The following is a 19,293-nucleotide window of genomic DNA, read 5'->3' as shown; positions in this document are numbered from 1 at the left end:
GGCAACGGACATTAAAGTTCACGTCCACCTGAATACTTGGACAGGCAACGGACACTCAAGTTCAGGTTATTCCTTTAAGACTTCGAAGTTTTTCCAGCGCAGCAAATTCGTTACTTCGCCATTAATGGGCTTTACCCTTCTTGCGAAGGTTTCTTATTGACATCTCCGTTTGTCGTTCCAAAGGCCTTAATCCTGAATTGTGGCAATTCTGGAGGAACTTTTGCGGAATGATTCGGTCAAAATATTAAATACAATGATTACAGCCAGCATTAGTTCAATGGAAAATCCTGGCAGCCTGTCGGACTTAAGCGTCCGTAGCGAGGATTGCAAGAAACAGCCTTAAGTCCGACAGGCTGCTGGGGTGTAAATAACTTATTTTCTAAGGAGAGAAGTAATATGAATATATCAAGTACTGCGTCTTCACCGCCAGTGACAACACAGCCGCAACTAACGGTTCATATAGCACCGGATAATAACTGTAAGTGTCCGGATGGCGTTGTTTCAAATTGTGTTGTACCGGTTGGCGGCGGTTCCTTAATCGGTGCCGCTGGCGGTAGTGTGTGTGGTGCTGCTATGTCCAACTGCAACCCCATAATTGACTATTATTACAGCTCAACTAGCGCTGCTGTTGGTGCCTCTGTTACCTGCTGTCTTGTTACTGGCGCTGTTGCTGGAGCCGCTGCTGGCACTTATTTTGCGTGCAAATACCCTAGCCGCACCGGGCTTCAGGAACGAGCAATTACAGGATTTACGATGGCGAACACCCTCACCGGTGAGCAGCAACAGTGTCAGGGGCTACCATCAGCATTGGATTCATTGGCCGCAGGCAATAGTACTGGCAGTACCGGTCCTGTTCGGTCCCAGCCAACTGCTCCTCCCTGTCCCCGGATAGGAGCTGCTGTTCGTTATCAGCCAAACGTGGGTGATCCTTCCTTATCTGTTAACTTAAAGATCTATCCGTAGAAGCGCCACTCCCGGCGTTTCTCATGCAGAGTCAAAAGCAACCATTGACCATCGGTGATTAGCCTGAGTTGTGAATAACTTATTTTCTTAGGAGAAAAGAAATGTGAATGGATCAAATTCTACGTTCCCACCGGTGACAACACAGCCACAACTGACGGCTCACAGAGCATCGGATTCTACCTGGAATTGTCCGGATGGCGTTGTTTCAACGGTTCTTCATAGAACCGTTCTGCCTTGCCCAGCTGTCAATATAGCGTCTCAATGGGTGTTAAGCGGATAACCAAAAAACTGCTTATTTTCTCTCAGTATTCTTGTGAATAACGCTTCATTCAAAGCGTTATCGGAACCATCATTGTGATCGACAAAAGTGGCTCCCAGTAATCCGCCGCTTCTGGGCATAAAATAGATGTCCGCCTTATCCGGAGGGCTTGAACGTTTGGGTGCATCCGGCGGCTGGTAGCGAGTATAGATAATGTAGTCGAGCTTTTTCAGAGGTTGATGAGCCAGCTCCAGCAACAATCCCATGTTTGGGTAAACCTTGTCATCGTGATTCAGACTTGCGGCCCCCAGCCCGGAGCAGTTAAAAACAACATAGGTTTTAATATCATCCAGACTGCCCACTGTCTCATGAATCACAGGAATATTTCTGGTTCTGAGTTCATGATCAAAAGCTGCCATGATGACCGCAGTATCCATAAAGTAAGTCTGGAATTTTTGCATCGGGTAACTCACACCTGTGGAAAACTCAACCACACCTTGCTGAGGCTTGGGTAACAATCCAGCCTCAGCAAAGGGCTCAATACCGGTGTAGGTTTCCAGTGGGCCCTCTTCTCCTTCTTTGCCCAGGCCACTGTAAACATCAATGAGATGAACTCCTTCATTGACGATCGGATGGGTTCCTCTGTCTACGCTCTGGTACCCCTTAAGCGTCTCAATAGCCAGCTGTTCAGCCTCCTGTTTCTCTGTCTCACTTTCTGTTGCCAGAGAGACCATGGCCAGGTAGCCCGTTGAGTTCAGAGAAGCAATACGGTTGTCTTGTTCAGCCACAATACGAATGTTCCGGTAGCCTGCGTGGAAGAGCGATAGAGCGACGGCTTTTCCCATACAACCCGCACCTATGATCGTAATGGAAACCTGATCGTTGAATTTGTGCTCTCTTGCCTTCTCCTCAAACAGGGCCATTGCCTTCTCTGTACTGCCCCAGAGCAGCGTCCAGCCACTGCCACCATGGCCATACAAGTGAACTCTTACCTGCTCACCCACACTCTCGGCACTGATCTCTGGCAACCCCTTTCGCATGGGACGAAGACAGACAACTTTGCGATCAATATCACCGGTCGTCTCCACTTGCCCCTGTGCATCAAAGTGGGCATCAGCCAGCCGAACCGCCTCAAGCTGATCATGAAACGGTGCTGAATGGATCATTTGGGAAGTGATAAGTGTCATTGCCAATACCGCAGAGTGCCAGCACTTCATCAATCTGCTCCTCAGTCAGGAGGCTGTTGGACGATATTCAGGGTGCAGCTCCCGCAAACCAGTAGGCAAATTCTGCTCTATCTTCTGAAAAGAAACGGGTGACCGACTCTGTTACCCGATGCACCTGCGCCTTCGTCATACCCGGAAAAACAGGCAAAGACAGACAACGCCGGGACACCTGCTCAGCAACAAAAAGATCCTGTTTCATCGGAAAGCCTTTAAACACCGGTTGGTGATGCAGTGGCACCGGATAATACAGGGCTGATGCAACGCCATGACTGGCCAGATGATCCTTCAGTTGATCTCGCTGATCGGTTAAGACAGTAAACTGGTGATAAACATGTCCCTGACCTGCTGGCAAAAGAATATCCATCCCCTGCAAAAAGGACCGGTAATCTTCCGCTATTTTTTTTCGCTCATCGTTATAACGTGCAATGTACTTTAGCTTAACCCTGAGCAGCGCCGCCTGCATTTCATCCAGTCTGCTGTTGTAACCCATGTATTCGTGTCGATATTGAACGCTGCTGCCGTGGTTTCTCAACACCTTTAATTGCTCCGCCATGGACCCGGTCTTCGCGATGACCAACCCCCCATCACCAAAGCCACCGAGGTTCTTACTGGGGAAAAAGCTGAAACAACCAAAATCACCCCAGGTTCCAGTCATTCTGCCATTGACTGATGCACCAAAAGATTGGGCGCAGTCCTCAATCAGCAGCAGGGAATGCTCCTCACAAAGCCACTGGATTTCCTGAATTCGGGCAGGCAAACCAAAGAGATGAACCACCAGCACTGCACGAGTCTTGTTCGTGATAGATTCCTGTACCCGAAGCGGATCAATATTAAACGTCTCCAGTTCTATATCTGCAAACACAGGCGTTGCACCCACCCGAACGATGGCCTCAGCGGTGGCAAAAAAGGTAAAGGGTGTCGTAATTACTTCATCACCAGATCCCAGACCAGCCGCAGATAGTGCAAGAATCAGGGCGTCGGTGCCATTGGCACAACTGACCGTCTGATTAGCCTGAAGAAATTCTCTGACTTCCTGCTCAAAAGCAGTCACTTCTTCTCCCATCAAAAAGCGACCAGAGTCCAGCACCCGGTTGGCCGCAGACCTGAGCTCCTGCTGAATTGGCTTGTGCCAGGCCAGCGTATCCACCATAGGGATCACTGGTTCCGTACTCATTGAGTATCTCCTTCAATAATGCCGGAAATCCGGGTGGCTAACTCCAGGGCACGTTGGCCATCTTCACCGCTGACCCTGGGGGCTCTTGAATGGCGAACACAGTTGAGAAAATCTTCTATTTCCCTGCGCAATGAGTCACTGTCTTTGTAGGTCAGTGCATCACACTCAATATTGGGAATACCGGGAAACATCTCACCTCTACCTTTGTAAAAGTGCGACATATTCAGAGACTGAAAGTCGATGCAAATGCATGATTTCTCCTGAAAGATATGCATCTTACGTTTGGTGCTCTGACTGATCCGGCTGGCGGTCACATTGGCTACGCAGCCACCGCTGAATGTCAGCCTTGCCTGGGCAATATCCACCGAGTCAGTCAATACCGCAGTGCCGTTGGCGACGACACCCAGCAGGGGTTGGTTCACCAGGCTCAGAATAATATCCAGATCATGGATCATAAGGTCCATGACCACATTGATATCAATCGAACGTGGTTTGAATTCTGCCAGCCGGTGGGACTCAATAAAGCGAGGCTTGTTTAATAATGGGCCTACGCCTGAAAGTGCCGCATTAAAGCGCTCCAGACACCCAACCTGCAGAACCAGCTCCTTCTCTCTGGCTATCTGAACCAGCTCATGGGATTCTTTCAGGCTCGAGGTTATGGGCTTTTCCACCAATACATGTACGCCGGCCATAAGAAAGTCTCTTGAAACCTGATGATGAAGCAACGTAGGTACAGCAATACTGACAGCATCCACCTTGTCTAACAGTTGATGATAATCAGCAAAAAATTCTGTAGCGCACTCCCTGGCAACAACACGACCACTGTCTTCATTAATGTCAGCCACTCCCACCAGTCGGCATCCTGGTAAGAGGGCGTATTTAAGGGCGTGAAACTTTCCCAGATATCCCGTCCCGACTACCGCGGTTCTGAGCATTGAAAGGTTCCATAACGTTCTGATGTTTCGGACTATAAGATAGACGTTATTTTGCAGCCTATCCGAACCATCATGCAGAAAGAGTCATGGAATGATGTCCATTGAATGTTGAGATCAGGGCAGGCGTCTTCTCAATGGCTATTTAACCGGCCAATCATTCAATATCAAAAACGGGCAACGTCCTGGTCAGGGCGATTTCTTGCGTCGATATCTCGGCACCCAGAGCCATAATTTCAACCCCGGCAGCTGCAGCCTCTTTAATGACCTGACCGTACTTTGGATCAATCTCATGAGCCGGAGCGACACGTTCAATCCCCGTATGCTGAACACAAAACAGCAGCACCGCCCTGTGGCCTGAATCAATCATGGTCATTAACTCCCTGAGATGCTTTGTTCCTCGTGCGGTGACAGCATCGGGAAACAGGCCCAGACCATCACCTACTGCCAGAGTGACACTTTTCACTTCAACATAACAATCTGGCAAACCTTCCTGCTGAAGTAAAAAGTCGATACGACTTTTTTCTTCACCATAGGGCACTTCTCTGCGGATCTTATCGTATTCTGCAAGCTCGGAAATCTTTTTCAGGCGCAGCGCTTCTTCTACCAGCCTGTTGGCTCTGCCGGTATTCAATCCGGCCAGAGTGCTTTTCTCCCCTGACTCAAACATGACCGGAATCTCAGCCAACTCCCAGGTGCAGGGGTACTTGCGTTTAGGATTACCAGAATCAAGATACCAGACCTGCTTGCCCGGATAGAGACAGTTTTTCATGGAGCCGGTATTCGGACAGTGAAGAGTCAGGGTACTGCCATCCTCCCGTTCTACATCCGCCATGAACCGTTTGTAACGTCGAATAAGTCGGGCTGACTGAAGATCTTTTTCAAATTTCATACTAATATTTCATTAAATTAGACGTTAATATTCCAAAACTGAATTCTATGATAGTCAGTTGACGGTTTCCTCGAATAGTATTTTGTGATTACTATGTATTAGGTGGATGATCACTTGTCGACAGCGGCAGAAGCATTTTTTTATGGCGCATTGCCATAGGTTTTGGTAGTTTCGTCGCTTCTGTGAGGAAGGCAAGAGGCATAGGGGCCAGATTACGCAGCTGATACTGGCAACCCGTGGTGTTGACCTCAGCTTTCAAGGAAGCCGGTTTTGTCCGGCATTCGGATGGAAAGCTTGGCAGGCAGTATGTCGAGCTACTTAATGAGAAGGTGATGAGGCTGTAATCATGTCAGCACAGAAAAAAGCCGATCAAGGTAATTTGCTTCGCTCTTTCACTCCGTATGTGGAGAAAGAAGGCGAAGAATACATGAATGAGAAGCAGGTCGAACATTTCACTAACATCCTCAAACAATGGAAACAGGAGTTGATGGAAGAAGTGGATCGCACCGTAAACCATATGCAGGACGAAGCAGCAAACTTCCCTGACCCGGCTGACCGTGCCAGCCAGGAAGAGGAGTTCAGCCTGGAGCTGCGTACCCGTGATCGCGAACGGAAACTGATCAGAAAGATCGATAAAACTCTGACTCGCATTGAGGAAGAAGACTACGGTTTCTGCGACTCTTGCGGTGTCGAGATTGGCGTCCGCCGTTTGGAAGCCCGACCTACAGCCACTCTTTGCATCGACTGCAAAACTCTGGCTGAAATCAAGGAGAAGCAACTGGGTCAATAATACCCTGACATTGCTGCCTTCAAGCAAAGCCGCGAATCAGATCGCGGCTTTGCTGTTTTTGTGTTTGTGAAAACTTATTGCCCTGGCATCGGCAATAAACCCTTTCGTCTGCTTATGGCCTGAAGACCCTGAACATGCCCACAGCGAAAAAAACTGCCCACGGCAAAGAAAAGCCAGACTACATTGGCCGCTTCGCACCCTCCCCTTCCGGCCCATTGCACTTTGGCTCACTGGTTGCCGCCCTGGCCAGTTTTCTCGACGCCCGCTCGCAAAACGGAATCTGGCGGGTTCGCATGGAAGACATTGATCCTCCCAGGGAGCAGCCTGGCGCAGCCCATCGGATTCTGAAGTCGCTGGAAGTCTACGGCTTGCATTGGGATGATCAGGTACTTTACCAAAGCACGCGTCACGAAGCCTACCGACACATCATCAGTGACCTGAAGGACAGAGGTTTCATATACCCCTGCACCTGTACCCGCAAGGATCTTCATGGCAAAGGAGGCGTCTATCCGGGGATCTGTCGAGACAAAACAGACAATACAAAGTCTCCATACTCCCTGAGAGTGAGATGCCCGGAAACCATCATTGCCTTTCAGGATCTGATCCAGGGCTCTATCGAATATGCCCTGCCTGATCTGGGGGACTTCATCATTCAGCGCAAGGATGGTCTCTTTGCCTACCAGCTGGCCGTATGTGCAGACGACGCTTATCAGGGGATTACTCATATTGTCAGGGGCCATGACCTTCTCAATGCGACACCCTGGCAGACCTATCTGTTGTCCTTGCTCAACACTGCCACTCCTGTCTACGCTCACGTTCCTGTTATCACGCTTGCGAACGGCGACAAGCTGAGCAAGCAGAATCATGCTCCAGAGATTCCTCTCCATCAGCCTGAACAGCAATTGATCAAAGCGTTGCAGGCACTGGGACAGAGGCCGGATACTGAACTGGAAGGCAGCAGTGTTTCCGAAATTCTAGAGTGGGGTATAAAGCACTGGCAGATCGATCATGTCGCAAAACGAGCATTTGTGCCGCTGACAGCTTTATCCTGATGATCGGGAGTGGTATACATAGACTATTACATTGTCGAGAAAGATGTGTCTAAGGAGTGGATATGTCCGTTATCAACAAGGTTGTGCGTCGTTTTCTGCCTGCGGCCTCATTGCTTTTTACTCTTGATGCTCTGGCTATTACCCCTCAGGAAATCACCCCAATGCCAGGAGTTGCTGTCGATATTACCGACTCTGAATTCTGTCAAAAAGCCCGTTTTGAACGCGAAAGCGCTGTTGGCAAAGAGCCAGATCTTTCCAGAATTGATGTCGTTAACGCTCAGGATGCTGCGCTCTGTTTTACCCCCGATGAAAACCTGTTTTTCATTGCCAATCAGGAAGCACAAAACATTCTGGGTCCTCATGCTCCCTGGTATTTACAGATCAGCCGTGAGTTTCGTGAGCGGGTGAAAGAAGCCTGCAAGATCATGGGCTATCAAAACGACGATGTCAGCCGGGCTTACGATCACTGCATAGAAAACCGCTACGAAGAATTGATGGGCCCCTACGAAGATAAGTACCGCAGGGAAGCAGGCAACTACGTCAGCAAAAGAAAACAGGTGGCAGAAAGTCTGGTGGTTCGTTGTGATGCAGCGTTGAGCATCAAACGCACTCGCCTGCCAAGGGACCTCAGGTTCCCACTGGCTTACTACGATAAACACATCAACGCCCTGCCCAACTGGTTTCTGGAAGAAAAGCTGGAAGACACTGACTGGATCAAGAAGATGGGTGACCTGAAAGCCAACGAGCTGATGAGCGACATACTGGGCGACGACTGCCCGGGCAACATGGTTTACTGGGTGACCTATAATCCACCGGGTATCTGACAGATAACGATACCCACAGATAACACTACCCAGCCACTTTGCGGTTTATCTCAACACTGGTTAAGATGGACAGTCCGATATCAAGTTCGTACTGAAGTTTCATGTACATCTATCGTCTGGTTCTGCTTCTGGCTATCAGTATCTACCTTTTCTCTCCCGCCATCATGGGATGGTGGATTACGACGGGCGACAGCTGGTACCAACCCTGGATTCTCTGGTTTATCGTGATTCTGGCAGGTTTCCTGCTCCAGCCCAGGGGAAACTCCGATGAGTTTTGAACTCGAAGAACTTCTGCTTGTCAGTGTTGCATACCTGCTGGCCCTGTTCCTCTGTGCCTGGGCGACCGAGAAAGGATTGATTCCCAGAAAAATCACTCAGCACCCTGCTGTCTATGTTCTCTCTCTGGGTGTCTACGCCTCCAGCTGGGCCTACTTTGGCAGTTTGGGTTTTGCCAGTGAGCACGGCTATGTCTTTCTTGCTTTCTATCTGGGTGTGAGTGGAGCTTTCCTCCTGTCTCCGGTTTTACTCCATCCCATTTTGAGGATCACCCGAACCTACCAGCTCAGCTCACTGGCAGACCTCTTTGCCTTCCGGTTTCGAAGCCCTCTGGCCGGAACCCTGGCCACTGTGCTGATGCTAACGGCAACCATGCCTCTGCTATCCCTACAAATTCAGGCAGTATCCGACAGTATTCACCTGATCAGTGAGGAATACTCTCCGGAACGACTTGCCATCGTTTTCTGTGTCATGGTGGCCCTGTTTGCAGCGCTGTTTGGTACTCGACACCTCTCAACCCGTGACAGGCAGCGGGGTCTGGTCATGGCAATGGCGGTTGAGTCAGTGGTCAAGCTTGTGGTGATGGTGACCTTGGGTCTGGTTATTCTGTTTGAAGTCTTTAATGGTCTTGATGGCGTGGAGGCCTGGCTTGCTGTTCATCAGGATAAACTGATAGAAATGCAAACGCCGCTTCAGGATGGTCCCTGGCGCAGTATGCTGCTGATGTTTTTTGCTTCGGCAATTGTCATGCCGCACATGTTTCACATGACTTTTGCCGAGAATCGCAGTCAGCGTTCCCTTCATATTGCCAGCTGGGCACTTCCCCTGTTTCTTCTGGTACTGAGTCTACCCACCCTGCTGATTCTTTGGGCAGGTATCAAGCTGAACAGCCCGGTGGCAGCTGACTACTTTCCGCTGTTCATTGGTCAGGCTCTGGACATGCCCTGGCTAACTATTGTCGCCTATATTGGGGGACTGGCGGCCGCCAGTGGCCTGACGATTGTCACAATTCTGGCTCTGTCCTCAATGATCATGAATCACATAGTGTTGCCCTATTACCCGCCCCACCTTCAGATTGAGGTGAATATCTATCGCTGGCTGATCTGGTTCAAGCAATTCATTATTGTGGCGCTCATTATGAGTTCCTACGGCTTTTATCGCATGCTTGAAGCCGAAAAGGCACTTTATAATCTGGGGGTTATTGCCTACGTGGGTGCCCTGCAACTCCTTCCGGGAGCACTCTGTGTGCTGTATTGGCCCAAAGCCAACCATAAAGGGTTTATTACCGGTCTGATCGGCGGCACAACCTTATGGTTCTTCACTATGATGTTGCCCCAAATGGTCGACTTCAGCCTTTTCAGCTCAACCATGGATGAGGTGTCGACCTATCTTTATCAACAGTGGCATCTACTGGGTATGACCTCTTTGACGGTCAATGCAGTGCTGATATATCTGGTCTCAAACTTCACCTGTATGTCCCCCGAAGAACGTTCAGCCGCCAGTGCCTGTCAGGTTGAAAGCAACAGCCGCAACGATCAGAAAGTTCCTGAAGCCAAGTCTGCTCATGATTTCCATGAAATGCTGAGTAAACCTCTGGGAGGACGGGTGGCGCATAAGGAAGTGTCCAGAGCACTCAGCGATCTCAACATGAGAGAAGATGAAAACCGCCCTCATGCTCTTCGTCGTCTGAGGGAGCGGATCGAGAAAAACCTTTCGGGTCTGATGGGGCCAAGCGTAGCCCACGATATTGTTGACACCTTCTTGCCCTGGGATGAAAACAAGGGCTACGTTGCCCGGGATATTCATTTCATGGAATCACGGCTTGAAGCCTATCACAGTCGATTGAGCGGTCTGGCCGGAGAACTGGATGACCTGAGGCGCTACCATCGGGACATTCTGAATAATCTTCCTATGGCCCTCTGCTCAGTGGATGCGGCTGGAGAAATCATGCTCTGGAACCAGGCCATGAGCCACATGACCGCTATCCCGGCCTCAGAGGTTCTGGGCAGCCCTCTGAACCGGATTCCAGAGCCCTGGAATGACATTCTCAGCAACTTTGCCCGGATAGACAGTCAGCACCTGCCTAAACATGGTGTAGAAATTAATGGGCAGTTGCGTTACTTCAATCTTCACAAGGCCAACCTTGAAGCACTGGTGTATGGTCCCAATGGCAACAAGGTGATGCTGCTGGAAGATCATACAGAGAACCAGATGCTTGAAGATCAGCTGTTTCACAGTGAACGACTGGCCTCCATAGGACAGCTGGCGGCCGGTGTCGCTCACGAGATTGGCAACCCGGTCACCGCTATTGATTGTCTGGCTCAGGAGCTGAAAGCCCTCTCAGAAGAAGGCGATACCCGGGAAGTAGCGGGCCAGGTACTCGAACAAACCCAGAGGATTTCCAGAATTGTTCAAATGCTCATGAACTACTCCCACAACGGTAAAAATCGATCACAAACGAGCACTCATGAACCCGTTGATCTTTTTACCAGTGTTCAGGAGTCTATCAGCCTGTTGCAACTTGGACGAAAGAGCAGCAATATCAGCTTTCTTAACTTGTGTGATCCGGAACACAGAGTGACGGGCAATCCACAGAAACTGCAACAGGTTTTCATTAACCTGCTGAATAATGCGGTAGATGCTTCCGATGAGAACAGTACAATCACAATCAGAACATCGGCCTCTGCCCACACTGTCAAAATCGAAGTTGAAGATCAGGGTCATGGCATTCCTGCCAACATTCAGGAACGTCTGTTTGAACCCTTCTTCACCACCAAAGAGACGGGTAAAGGTACCGGTCTTGGTCTGGCACTGACCTGGAATATCATTGAAGAACACTTTGGTACCATCAGAGTCATCAGTCCAACCGATAAAAATCTGGATAAAGGTACACTCTTTGAAATTTCCCTGCCGCGTCATGAGCCGCAGAGCATCAGGCAGCAGCATGGTTATATGACTTATCGGCCCCATGACTCATGGGAGCAGGAGGGGGAAACTGTATGAACCAGGGTAATATTCTCATTGTTGAGGACGAAGAAATTATTCGTGCCTCCCTGAGAAGACTGCTGGAAAGAAACGACTACAGCGTCAGTGAAGCAGGTTCTGTCCACGAAGCTGAGCTGTCTTACACATTAAAAGATTTTGACCTGATCATCAGTGACTTGCGCCTGCCCGACTCACCCGGTACCGAGATGATCAACCTGGCTGAAGGCATACCGGTCCTGATTATGACCAGTTATGCCAGCCTGAACTCAGCCGTCAGCACCATGAAAATGGGCGCTGTTGACTATATTGCCAAACCCTTTGATCACTCTGAAATGCTGGACCGTGTTGCTGCTATCATGACCAGCAAACTGTCTGCACCTGATAAATCAACGGAAAAAGTGGTTTGTGACACCCACTCAGGATACAACGGCATTCTGGGTCACTGTGACGCCATGAAGCTGCTCTTCAAACGCATTCGGAAAGTTGCCCCGACCGATGCCACTGTTCTGATTCAGGGCGAATCGGGTACAGGTAAAGAGCTGGTCGCCAGAGCCCTCCATGAGAACAGCCGCCGGGCCAATGGCCCAATGATCTCAGTCAATTGTGCTGCTATTCCGGAGACACTGATTGAATCCGAACTTTTTGGTCACGAGAAAGGCTCCTTTACCGGCGCCACGGCTGCCCGAACCGGCCTGATTGAAGCTGCCAATACTGGCACCCTGTTCCTTGATGAAATCGGTGAACTCCCTCTGGAAGCTCAGGCCCGATTGCTTCGGGTTCTTCAGGAAGGAGAAATCAGAAGGGTGGGCTCTGTGCATTCCCAGAAAGTCGATGTGCGACTGATTGCCGCTACCCACAGAAATCTGCGCCAGCTCTCTGCTAGCGGTCATTTCCGGGAAGACCTCTACTATCGATTGAAAGTGGTGGAGCTGAGAATTCCGGCATTGCGTGAGCGGGGCAACGACGTATTACTGCTTGCAGAGAAGCTACTGGAAAAAGTCTGCAAGAAGATGGAGCTGGAAGTTTATTCGTACTCTCCTGAGGCCATGGCAGCCATCTGTCAGCATCAATGGCCAGGGAACGTGCGAGAGCTGGAACATGCCATTGAGCGAGCTGTCATCCTCTGTGACGATGACATCATTACGCCTGAGACTTTGGATCTGGATGTTCACGTCAAGTCAACTCTTTTCAAGGCTGACACCAGCAACACGAACAGTCACAATGAGGTCGAAACTCAGGACGGTTTGTCTCTGGAAGATTACTTTCAGCGCTTCGTGCTCGAACACCAGAATCAAATGACCGAAACCGAACTGGCCCGGAAACTCGGTATCAGTCGTAAAACGCTCTGGGAGAGACGACAACGGCTGGGTATTCCCAGAAAAAAGACCACAGCCTGAGCCAAAAATCACTCCGACCCGATAATCTTTCACACTGCTCGTTTGGATCCCCGGTTCAATGGGGATCTGAGGCAAATTCAGGATAAATTATTCTTATCAATAAAAAACAGCTATTTCATAACGGATCAAGCTATCAAATCAATGGGAAGATACCTGAACACTGCCTATAATTTTCCTGTTGCTCTCGCAACACTCCATCGTCTTCATTTTTATTTTCGTTTTCATTTTCATTGAGAATATCTATCATGAATTTGCTACAACCAGACGGCTTATGTCGCAGGGCTTCCCTTGTTGCGTTGTCAGGCCTGTTCATCGGCTTCACTCCACTCAGCCATGCTGACCCTGCGGACAATGCAACGAAACAGGTAGAAGCTGTTTTTAACGAGGGCATTGGCTTGAATGGAACCGTTGATCTCGGCAAATGTATAATGAGAGTTAATCCCGACAGTAGCCAGGCAGAAATCAAAAACCCAGCACAATCCATTTTTAATCATCCGGGTAGTATTAAGGATGTGGGCATCAGCTTGTTTAACTCTCGCCTTACCAGACTGACCTTTGACGATATGCCCAATCCTACCTATCTGGTGCGCTCTGAAGACCTCATAATCGCCTCAGATACCGGCGACAAGCCGGGCTGGGTGATCAAAGAATTCAGATTTACCTTGGGAACGGCGATGGAAGCAAGAGTACAGCTCAGTGGCAACGTGTCATGGACCTGGGACTGCGCTGACGCCGCTATTAACATAATGAATGGACCACTTCAGACCCCACCCCCAGCAGCCCCTGCCGAGAAGCCTACCGGAGAGTTGTAACGCTGCTTTCAGGAGCCGGATTTGAGCTGGGCGATTTTCAGCTCATTTCTGGCCACCTTAAGGTGGCTGATGGCGTCCAGTTCCATTCTTTGTAGTCTCGACTCTTGGGCGGTCTGTTCACGATAGGCTGCCTCGGCGTCGTCCCGCTCGGATTTAAGTACATCCATTTTCCCTGCCAGCTCTTCATCGGCTGCCTGACTAGCTTCCAACAGCGCCATCTTGCTATTGAGACGGGTCAGTTTCTCGGAATACTCTCCAACCCTATGCTGGACCTCTTCCAGATTTTTCAAAACGGAGGCTTCAAAGGCTTCTGCCTCGCTTACCCGCTGCTGGAGCTGCTGCAGATGGTCGGATTCCATGAATGTGTTATTTCCTCGCTGCTTCTTTGTCAATTCTTTCCAAGTCTTTTTTCACTGACACAGGGTATTGCTGCTGGATTTCGACCATACTATCGCCAAACATAATATGTTCAATAAACCCCCTATTGAAAAGTTTAAATTTCTCCGGATCTCTCATGGCTCCCAACATGCAAGCACTGAGACCGGACCTGAGCCTGACTTGTTCCTCAACATTCAGACCTGAGGCCACAATATCAGCCAACACCTGTCGATAGTCATTGGGTTTGTGCAAAGTTTCCATGGCCTTTTCCAGCGCCTGTGCAGTCATTGCTTTTTGAGGCGTAATCCCCTTAAGAAAAGCCCTCATCTGGGTCTTACCAGACTTCAAAGGAGGCAGCTCTGATGGACTGAAACTGGCCCTGTCGGATGGTGTTCTGGAAACCTCTTGCTTCTGCCCCTCAATTATTGGCTCTTTTATCGGCTTTTCAACTTTTGATGCTTCGTTTTTCTTTAGCAGCTCTTTTGGACTTTGCGTTTTCTCAGACAGTCCGGTTTTCTTTCGGGCAGCCTTTTTTGCTGCTTTCTCCTGTTGCCTGAGAATTCTATCGTCTTCTTTTTGCTGTTTCTTGTATGCTTTTTCAGATTGTCGAGCCAATTTCACTGTTTGCTTTAACGAAGCCACTTCGATTTCCAGCTGTTTGACTTCGGTTTCAGCGTCTGAAATATGATGCTTGATCGCGTCTTTCACTGGCACTGTATCAATGCCATGCTTCATCTGCTTTTCATCGGCTTTAGCCAGTAACTTCTTACCATGAGCTGCGAGAGCCTTAGCTTTCTTCTGGGCCCTTTGCAAAGACTTGAGTTCTTCTCCCAATCTTTTGCGGGAATGATCCTTGGCTGTCACCACTTTACTACGGATTTTTGGTACCGACCTACCCAGAGACAATGAGTCTTTTTGCAATCGGTCTAGCGCCTGATGCGCTTTCTTATCAGCCTTTGCAGCCCTCTTTTGTTCTGCTTTCAGATCTTTTTGGGCACGCTCCAGATCCTTCACGTCCTGCTTTCGTGAACTCACCAGCTCGTCAGAATCCCGGGCCGCGCAAAATGCGTCGTTTTCAGCCTTGGTCATTCTCTTACCGCCCAGTCCCAATTCCAGCAAGTTCTCTTCCAGTACGCCCTGCTTGGCCAGACTGTGCGCCTCGGACTGAAGATTCCTGGCTTCTTTCAACGATGCATTAGCGTCTTTCAAAGCTACTTTCAGGGCATCTTCGCTGCTTCTGTCAACCTTGGGTCTTGTTTTGGAGCGCTCCTGAGAAATCTTGTTTTGAACATCATTGGTTTTGGCAGCAAGCCGATCTTCGCGGGAAGCTTGTATAGGCAACTTCTTCTCCACATCGCCGGGTAAAACCGCCTGAATATTAAATTCCGGCAGGCTTCTGCCGGAGAGTCTTGAAGGCTCAAGGCTGCCATCATTCAGACTGACTCTCAGATCAACAGCGATGATAGAGTCACAATTGAGACGGCCCGGATTTCCAGCTTCTTGCCGTATGACAGGCGCTGAATCCGTTCCTGAGATTTTGGGGAGGGCTGGTGATATCCCTGCCTGTGAAATGTTGGATTGAGGCATCTGGCACCTGAATGTCTTGTCATAAGGCCTCAGGGAAGAGACCCTTTATTGTTAATCTAGTACAGTCAGGAGCTGATTCGTTTAGCACCTCATCCAGTCGTGATACTTTTTGACCCAGTTCAACAAACCCTCCGGCGCATGAGCACGTTTCCATTCACCTGCAGTATATTTGTTGGCTTCGCTGAGCGTTGGATAAATGTGAATAGTGCCAAGAATCTTGTTCATTCCCATATTGTGTTTCATGGCTGTGATGTATTCGGTGATCAGTTCACCGGCATGATAACCCACAATAGTGCATCCCAGAATCTTGTCACTGCCGGGCTTGGTCAGAACCTTGATAAAGCCTCTGTCTTCCTCGTCGGCAATAGCCCTGTCCAGATCATCAATACCGTAGCGGGTGACTTCAAAAGGAACCCCCTGGTCCCTGGCTTCTGTTTCATTGAGGCCCACTCTGGCCACTTCCGGGTCAGTAAAGGTGCACCAGGGCATCACTGAATAATCGACTTTGAACTTCTTGAAGCGCCCGAACAGAGCGTTGACAGAGGCATACCAGGCTTGATGGGCCGCAGCATGGGTGAACTGGTAAGGCCCGGCCACATCACCACAGGCATAGATATTCGGGAACCGTGTCTGCAAATATTCGTTCACCGCTATCGTTCCACGTTCTGTGGTTTCTATCCCGAGTGCTTCCAGTCCCAGACTGGCGGTATTGGCTTTGCGACCTGTGGCAAAAAGGACGGCATCGAAATCGATTTCAACAGTCTGACCTTCATGCTCAGCCAACAGCCACTGTCTATTGCCTTCCCTGTGAAAGGATCGGGTTTCGTGATTCAGCCGCAAATTAACCCCATCTTCACGGAACTGGGACATCACCTCCACAGAAACATCCGGATCTTCCCGGTGCAACAGGCGGGGACCATGATCCAGCTGTGTCACATTGACACCCAGCCGAGTGAAAGCCTGAGTCAATTCACAACCGATCGGCCCACCACCGATGACCAGCAGTTTTTGTGGTTTTTCACGAATCTCCCAGACGGTATCCGATGTGTAATGGGTAATCTGATCAACACCGGGCAAAGACGGTACAAAAGGTCTGCCACCACTGGCAATAATGATATTTCGGCTGGAAATCGGCCGACCGTCCACCTCGATCTCCCAGGGACTGGTCAGCCTGGCTGTCCCCGTTACACAGCTTACACCCAGATCGGTGTAACGTTCGACAGAGTCATGAGGCTCAACCTGCCTGATGACCGATTGCACCCGTTCCATAACGGCATTGAAATTTACATCAGCCTGCACATTCTCCAGACCAAACTCATTAGCCCTCTTCATGTAGTGGGCCATCCTGGCTGATCGAATCAAAGCCTTGCTGGGAACGCAGCCGGTATTGAGACAGTCGCCACCCATTCTATGCTTTTCAATTAAAGTGACTTTGGCTTTTACGGCAGCAGCAATGTAGCTGCTTACCAATCCGGCAGAACCCGCACCTATCACGGTCAGGTTATTATCGAACTTAAGGGGTTTTCTGAAACCCTTGTAAACACCGGAATAATTAAACATGACTTAATCCCCCTTCTTTTTTTCGCTCACGGAAGGTTTTTTGATCAGGCTAATAGCTTTGCGTGCTAACCAGGGGAAAGTCCCCAGCAGCACAAAGGAGCCGATAAGCCCCGGCGTTAAAATACCACTGACAGACAATTCCTGAACCTGCCCAAGCTGAGCACCGGCATTCACATAGACAGCGGTTCCCGCCAGCATGCCAAGCTGACTGACCCAGTAGAACGTTCGGGTTTTCATGGGCGTCAGCCCCATGACCAGGTTAATCACAAAGAATGGGACTGCCGGAATCAATCTTAAGGTCAGAAGATAAAACAGGCCATCTTTCTCAATACCTTTGTTGACGGTTTCCAGATGATGACCAAATTTGTTCTGAACCCATTCCCTAAGCAGTGTTCTGGAAATAAGGAAAGCGAGCGTGGCCCCTATAGTGCTGGCAAAAGAGACCACTATCAGGCCTGTCGTCAACCCGAAAATAGCCCCACCGACCAGGGTAAGGATAACAGCGCCCGGCAGGGAAAGTGCCGTTACAACCAGATAAATAGCAAAGAACACGACAATGGTGAGGGCAGGGCTATCGCTATAGAGCGATTGGAAATTATCACGAGTCAGGTATTGCTGTACATCAAGTGTAAAAAAGGCAGTAATGGCTGCCACAACAGCCACCAGCAAAATTATTTTAGTTTTATTCATACAAGGGTTCTTCGCCTGTTGTCTCCGGAACGGATTTTCAACATTCTGTCGGAAAAGCGCGTAGCGCATCTTTTTCGTATAATGCCTGTCAGACTATACGTTAGCCACACCCTTAAGGTTTCAAACGTTATGAGCGGGGTATTCGGCTTTATCCCTCATAACGATCAGGGTTAACAGGCGAAAGAATCACTTTTAATCATCTTCTTCAGAGTATCAGTATGATCCAGCGACCCTTCCCAGCCAGCCGTCCCAGACGGATGCGCTTTGACGATTTTTCCCGCCGTCTGATGCGGGAGAACCATCTTACCCCGAACGATCTGATCTATCCCGTATTCATTCTGGAAGGCTCTAATCACCGGGAAGCCATTCCTTCCATGCCGGGCATAGAGCGGATGACGGTCGATGAGCTGATTCGCGAAGGTGAAGAGCTTCTGGAACTGGGTATTCCGGCCATTGCTCTGTTTCCGGTCACACCGGCTGAGAAGAAGTCTGATGATGCGGCCGAAGCCTGGAATCCGGAAGGTCTGGTGCAGCGCGCCGTTCGTGAGTTAAAACAAAAACTGCCTGAGCTGGGCATTATTACTGATGTGGCTTTGGACCCATACACCAGTCATGGACTGGATGGCCTCATTGATGAAACAGGTTATGTCGTTAACGACCCAACCGTCAATGTACTGGTTAAACAAGCGCTGTCTCATGCCGAAGCCGGGGCCGATATAGTCGCTCCCTCCGACATGATGGACGGCAGAATTTCAGCCATTCGCACCCGACTCGAAGAAACCGGTCATCTGAACACCCGGATTCTCGCTTACTCAGCCAAATACGCTTCCAGCTACTACGGCCCATTTCGGGATGCTGTGGGCTCTGCAGGCAATCTGGGCAAGAGCAACAAGCACAGCTTCCAGATGGATGTAGCCAACATTGATGAGGCTCTGCACGAGATCGCAGCTGATCTCAATGAAGGTGCAGATATGATCATGGTTAAGCCCGGTATGCCTTACCTGGATGTTGTCAGAAGAGCCAAGGATGAGTTCAAGGCACCCACCTTTGTTTACCAGGTCAGTGGCGAGTATGCCATGCATCAGGCTGCGATTGCCAACGGTTGGCTGGACCGAAATGCCATCATGACGGAGTCTTTGCTCTGCTTCAAACGAGCCGGAGCCGATGCCATTCTTACTTACTACGCTAAAGAAGCGGCCCGGCTGATCAGACAATAACAGTGCGGCCGTTATTTAAGGGAACTTAAAGTGCCAGATACGATCTAATAAAAAACGTTTGCTAGCTGGCAGCCCTGTCGAGTCAAAGCGTCATAGGGCTGTCATTTTTCTTTGCTAAATACATCGCGTCTGACTGAACTCGAGGCAGGCTGTCTACAAGGCTGTGCCCAAAGATAATGTCTTAATACTCAACTCAGTCATCAAAACGTCGTACAATTGCGTTAAAACAATAAGCCACCGTCAGTCCGGCTTGTACATGAATTCGTATACTGCCACTAA

General features: G+C 49.6%; 14 protein-coding genes and 3 pseudogenes. 10 read left to right on the top strand and 7 right to left on the bottom strand.

Annotation, left to right across the window (positions count from 1 at the left end; genetic code table 11):
• The first annotated feature begins 396 nt into the window (after positions 1-396).
• Positions 397-963, top strand: coding sequence for a hypothetical protein (locus tag KBW69_RS06760; protein WP_257280382.1), 567 nt, complete (start codon positions 397-399; stop codon positions 961-963).
• A 258-nt stretch (positions 964-1,221) separates the two neighbouring features.
• On the opposite strand, the gene KBW69_RS06755 is transcribed toward KBW69_RS06760, so the two are convergent.
• The 4 genes from KBW69_RS06755 to sfsA form a co-directional block, all read right to left on the bottom strand.
• The gene (locus KBW69_RS06755; RefSeq protein WP_257280381.1) at positions 1,222-2,439 is read right to left on the bottom strand and encodes an NAD(P)-binding domain-containing protein; all 1,218 of its coding nucleotides are present in this window, start codon (positions 2,437-2,439) and stop codon (positions 1,222-1,224) included.
• A gap of 37 nt (positions 2,440-2,476) precedes the next feature.
• Entirely contained in the window at positions 2,477-3,622 is a 1,146-nt protein-coding gene (locus tag KBW69_RS06750; protein ID WP_257280380.1) for a DegT/DnrJ/EryC1/StrS aminotransferase family protein, read from the bottom strand.
• Complete coding sequence (locus KBW69_RS06745; protein ID WP_257280379.1) at positions 3,619-4,557, bottom strand: Gfo/Idh/MocA family protein; 939 nt, start codon at positions 4,555-4,557, stop codon at positions 3,619-3,621. Before KBW69_RS06745 ends, KBW69_RS06750 begins: the two co-directional genes overlap by 4 nt.
• A gap of 154 nt (positions 4,558-4,711) precedes the next feature.
• Positions 4,712-5,446: a DNA/RNA nuclease SfsA gene (gene sfsA / locus KBW69_RS06740; RefSeq protein WP_257280378.1), complete on the bottom strand. Its 735-nt coding sequence runs from the start codon at positions 5,444-5,446 to the stop codon at positions 4,712-4,714.
• A 346-nt stretch (positions 5,447-5,792) separates the two neighbouring features.
• On the opposite strand from sfsA, the gene dksA reads away from it, so the two are divergent.
• The 8 genes and pseudogenes from dksA (at position 5,793) to KBW69_RS06705 (ending at position 13,582) form a co-directional block, all read left to right on the top strand.
• Entirely contained in the window at positions 5,793-6,236 is a 444-nt protein-coding gene (gene dksA / locus KBW69_RS06735; protein ID WP_257280377.1) for an RNA polymerase-binding protein DksA, read from the top strand.
• A 134-nt stretch (positions 6,237-6,370) separates the two neighbouring features.
• Positions 6,371-7,288 carry a tRNA glutamyl-Q(34) synthetase GluQRS gene (gene gluQRS / locus KBW69_RS06730; protein WP_257280376.1) on the top strand — a complete coding sequence of 306 codons (918 nt, stop codon included), beginning with the start codon at positions 6,371-6,373 and terminating at the stop codon, positions 7,286-7,288.
• 62 nt (positions 7,289-7,350) lie between these two features.
• Complete coding sequence (locus KBW69_RS06725; protein WP_257280375.1) at positions 7,351-8,112, top strand: hypothetical protein; 762 nt, start codon at positions 7,351-7,353, stop codon at positions 8,110-8,112.
• Between the two features lie 101 nt (positions 8,113-8,213).
• Positions 8,214-8,390 carry a hypothetical protein gene (locus tag KBW69_RS06720; protein WP_257280374.1) on the top strand — a complete coding sequence of 59 codons (177 nt, stop codon included), beginning with the start codon at positions 8,214-8,216 and terminating at the stop codon, positions 8,388-8,390.
• Positions 8,380-11,391 carry an ATP-binding protein gene (locus tag KBW69_RS06715; protein ID WP_257280373.1) on the top strand — a complete coding sequence of 1,004 codons (3,012 nt, stop codon included), beginning with the start codon at positions 8,380-8,382 and terminating at the stop codon, positions 11,389-11,391. Before KBW69_RS06720 ends, KBW69_RS06715 begins: the two co-directional genes overlap by 11 nt.
• Positions 11,364-11,660: pseudogene (locus tag KBW69_RS23665) on the top strand (response regulator); the annotation flags it as partial. The gene KBW69_RS06715 and the pseudogene KBW69_RS23665, both read left to right, overlap by 28 nt.
• A gap of 180 nt (positions 11,661-11,840) precedes the next feature.
• Positions 11,841-12,770, top strand: a pseudogene (locus KBW69_RS06710) (sigma-54 interaction domain-containing protein); the annotation flags it as partial.
• A gap of 245 nt (positions 12,771-13,015) precedes the next feature.
• Positions 13,016-13,582 carry a hypothetical protein gene (locus tag KBW69_RS06705; protein WP_257280371.1) on the top strand — a complete coding sequence of 189 codons (567 nt, stop codon included), beginning with the start codon at positions 13,016-13,018 and terminating at the stop codon, positions 13,580-13,582.
• 8 nt (positions 13,583-13,590) lie between these two features.
• Here KBW69_RS06705 and KBW69_RS06700 read toward each other — a convergent pair whose 3' ends face one another.
• From KBW69_RS06700 to KBW69_RS06690, 3 genes and pseudogenes are all read right to left on the bottom strand, one after another.
• Entirely contained in the window at positions 13,591-13,941 is a 351-nt protein-coding gene (locus tag KBW69_RS06700) for a hypothetical protein (protein ID WP_257275619.1), read from the bottom strand.
• A gap of 7 nt (positions 13,942-13,948) precedes the next feature.
• Positions 13,949-15,547, bottom strand: a complete 1,599-nt coding sequence (locus tag KBW69_RS06695; RefSeq protein WP_257280370.1) for a hypothetical protein — start codon at positions 15,545-15,547, stop codon at positions 13,949-13,951.
• 81 nt (positions 15,548-15,628) lie between these two features.
• Positions 15,629-17,797 (bottom strand): annotated as a pseudogene (locus tag KBW69_RS06690) (FAD-dependent oxidoreductase).
• Positions 17,798-18,015: 218 nt separating this feature from the next.
• Between KBW69_RS06690 and hemB the strand changes: the two are divergent.
• The gene (gene hemB, locus KBW69_RS06685) at positions 18,016-19,014 is read left to right on the top strand and encodes a porphobilinogen synthase (protein ID WP_257280369.1); all 999 of its coding nucleotides are present in this window, start codon (positions 18,016-18,018) and stop codon (positions 19,012-19,014) included.
• Positions 19,015-19,293 lie beyond the last annotated feature (279 nt).

The organism is Endozoicomonas sp. ISHI1 (genome assembly GCF_024606225.1).
Classification (GTDB): Bacteria; Pseudomonadota; Gammaproteobacteria; order Pseudomonadales; family Endozoicomonadaceae; genus Endozoicomonas_A.
Note: the sequence above shows the minus strand (reverse complement) of the source record. Positions and strands in the feature narration are given on the sequence as shown.

What these genes read in the sequence shown, in the direction of transcription:
- KBW69_RS06760 (WP_257280382.1), top strand. Translation starts at nt 397, where the DNA reads ATGAATATATCAAGTACTGCGTCTTCACCGCCAGTGACAACACAGCCG.
- KBW69_RS06755 (WP_257280381.1), bottom strand. Translation starts at nt 2,439, where the DNA reads ATGAAGTGCTGGCACTCTGCGGTATTGGCAATGACACTTATCACTTCC.
- KBW69_RS06750 (WP_257280380.1), bottom strand. Translation starts at nt 3,622, where the DNA reads ATGAGTACGGAACCAGTGATCCCTATGGTGGATACGCTGGCCTGGCAC.
- KBW69_RS06745 (WP_257280379.1), bottom strand. Translation starts at nt 4,557, where the DNA reads ATGCTCAGAACCGCGGTAGTCGGGACGGGATATCTGGGAAAGTTTCAC.
- sfsA (WP_257280378.1), bottom strand. Translation starts at nt 5,446, where the DNA reads ATGAAATTTGAAAAAGATCTTCAGTCAGCCCGACTTATTCGACGTTAC.
- dksA (WP_257280377.1), top strand. Translation starts at nt 5,793, where the DNA reads ATGTCAGCACAGAAAAAAGCCGATCAAGGTAATTTGCTTCGCTCTTTC.
- gluQRS (WP_257280376.1), top strand. Translation starts at nt 6,371, where the DNA reads ATGCCCACAGCGAAAAAAACTGCCCACGGCAAAGAAAAGCCAGACTAC.
- KBW69_RS06725 (WP_257280375.1), top strand. Translation starts at nt 7,351, where the DNA reads ATGTCCGTTATCAACAAGGTTGTGCGTCGTTTTCTGCCTGCGGCCTCA.
- KBW69_RS06720 (WP_257280374.1), top strand. Translation starts at nt 8,214, where the DNA reads ATGTACATCTATCGTCTGGTTCTGCTTCTGGCTATCAGTATCTACCTT.
- KBW69_RS06715 (WP_257280373.1), top strand. Translation starts at nt 8,380, where the DNA reads ATGAGTTTTGAACTCGAAGAACTTCTGCTTGTCAGTGTTGCATACCTG.
- KBW69_RS06705 (WP_257280371.1), top strand. Translation starts at nt 13,016, where the DNA reads ATGAATTTGCTACAACCAGACGGCTTATGTCGCAGGGCTTCCCTTGTT.
- KBW69_RS06700 (WP_257275619.1), bottom strand. Translation starts at nt 13,941, where the DNA reads ATGGAATCCGACCATCTGCAGCAGCTCCAGCAGCGGGTAAGCGAGGCA.
- KBW69_RS06695 (WP_257280370.1), bottom strand. Translation starts at nt 15,547, where the DNA reads ATGCCTCAATCCAACATTTCACAGGCAGGGATATCACCAGCCCTCCCC.
- hemB (WP_257280369.1), top strand. Translation starts at nt 18,016, where the DNA reads ATGATCCAGCGACCCTTCCCAGCCAGCCGTCCCAGACGGATGCGCTTT.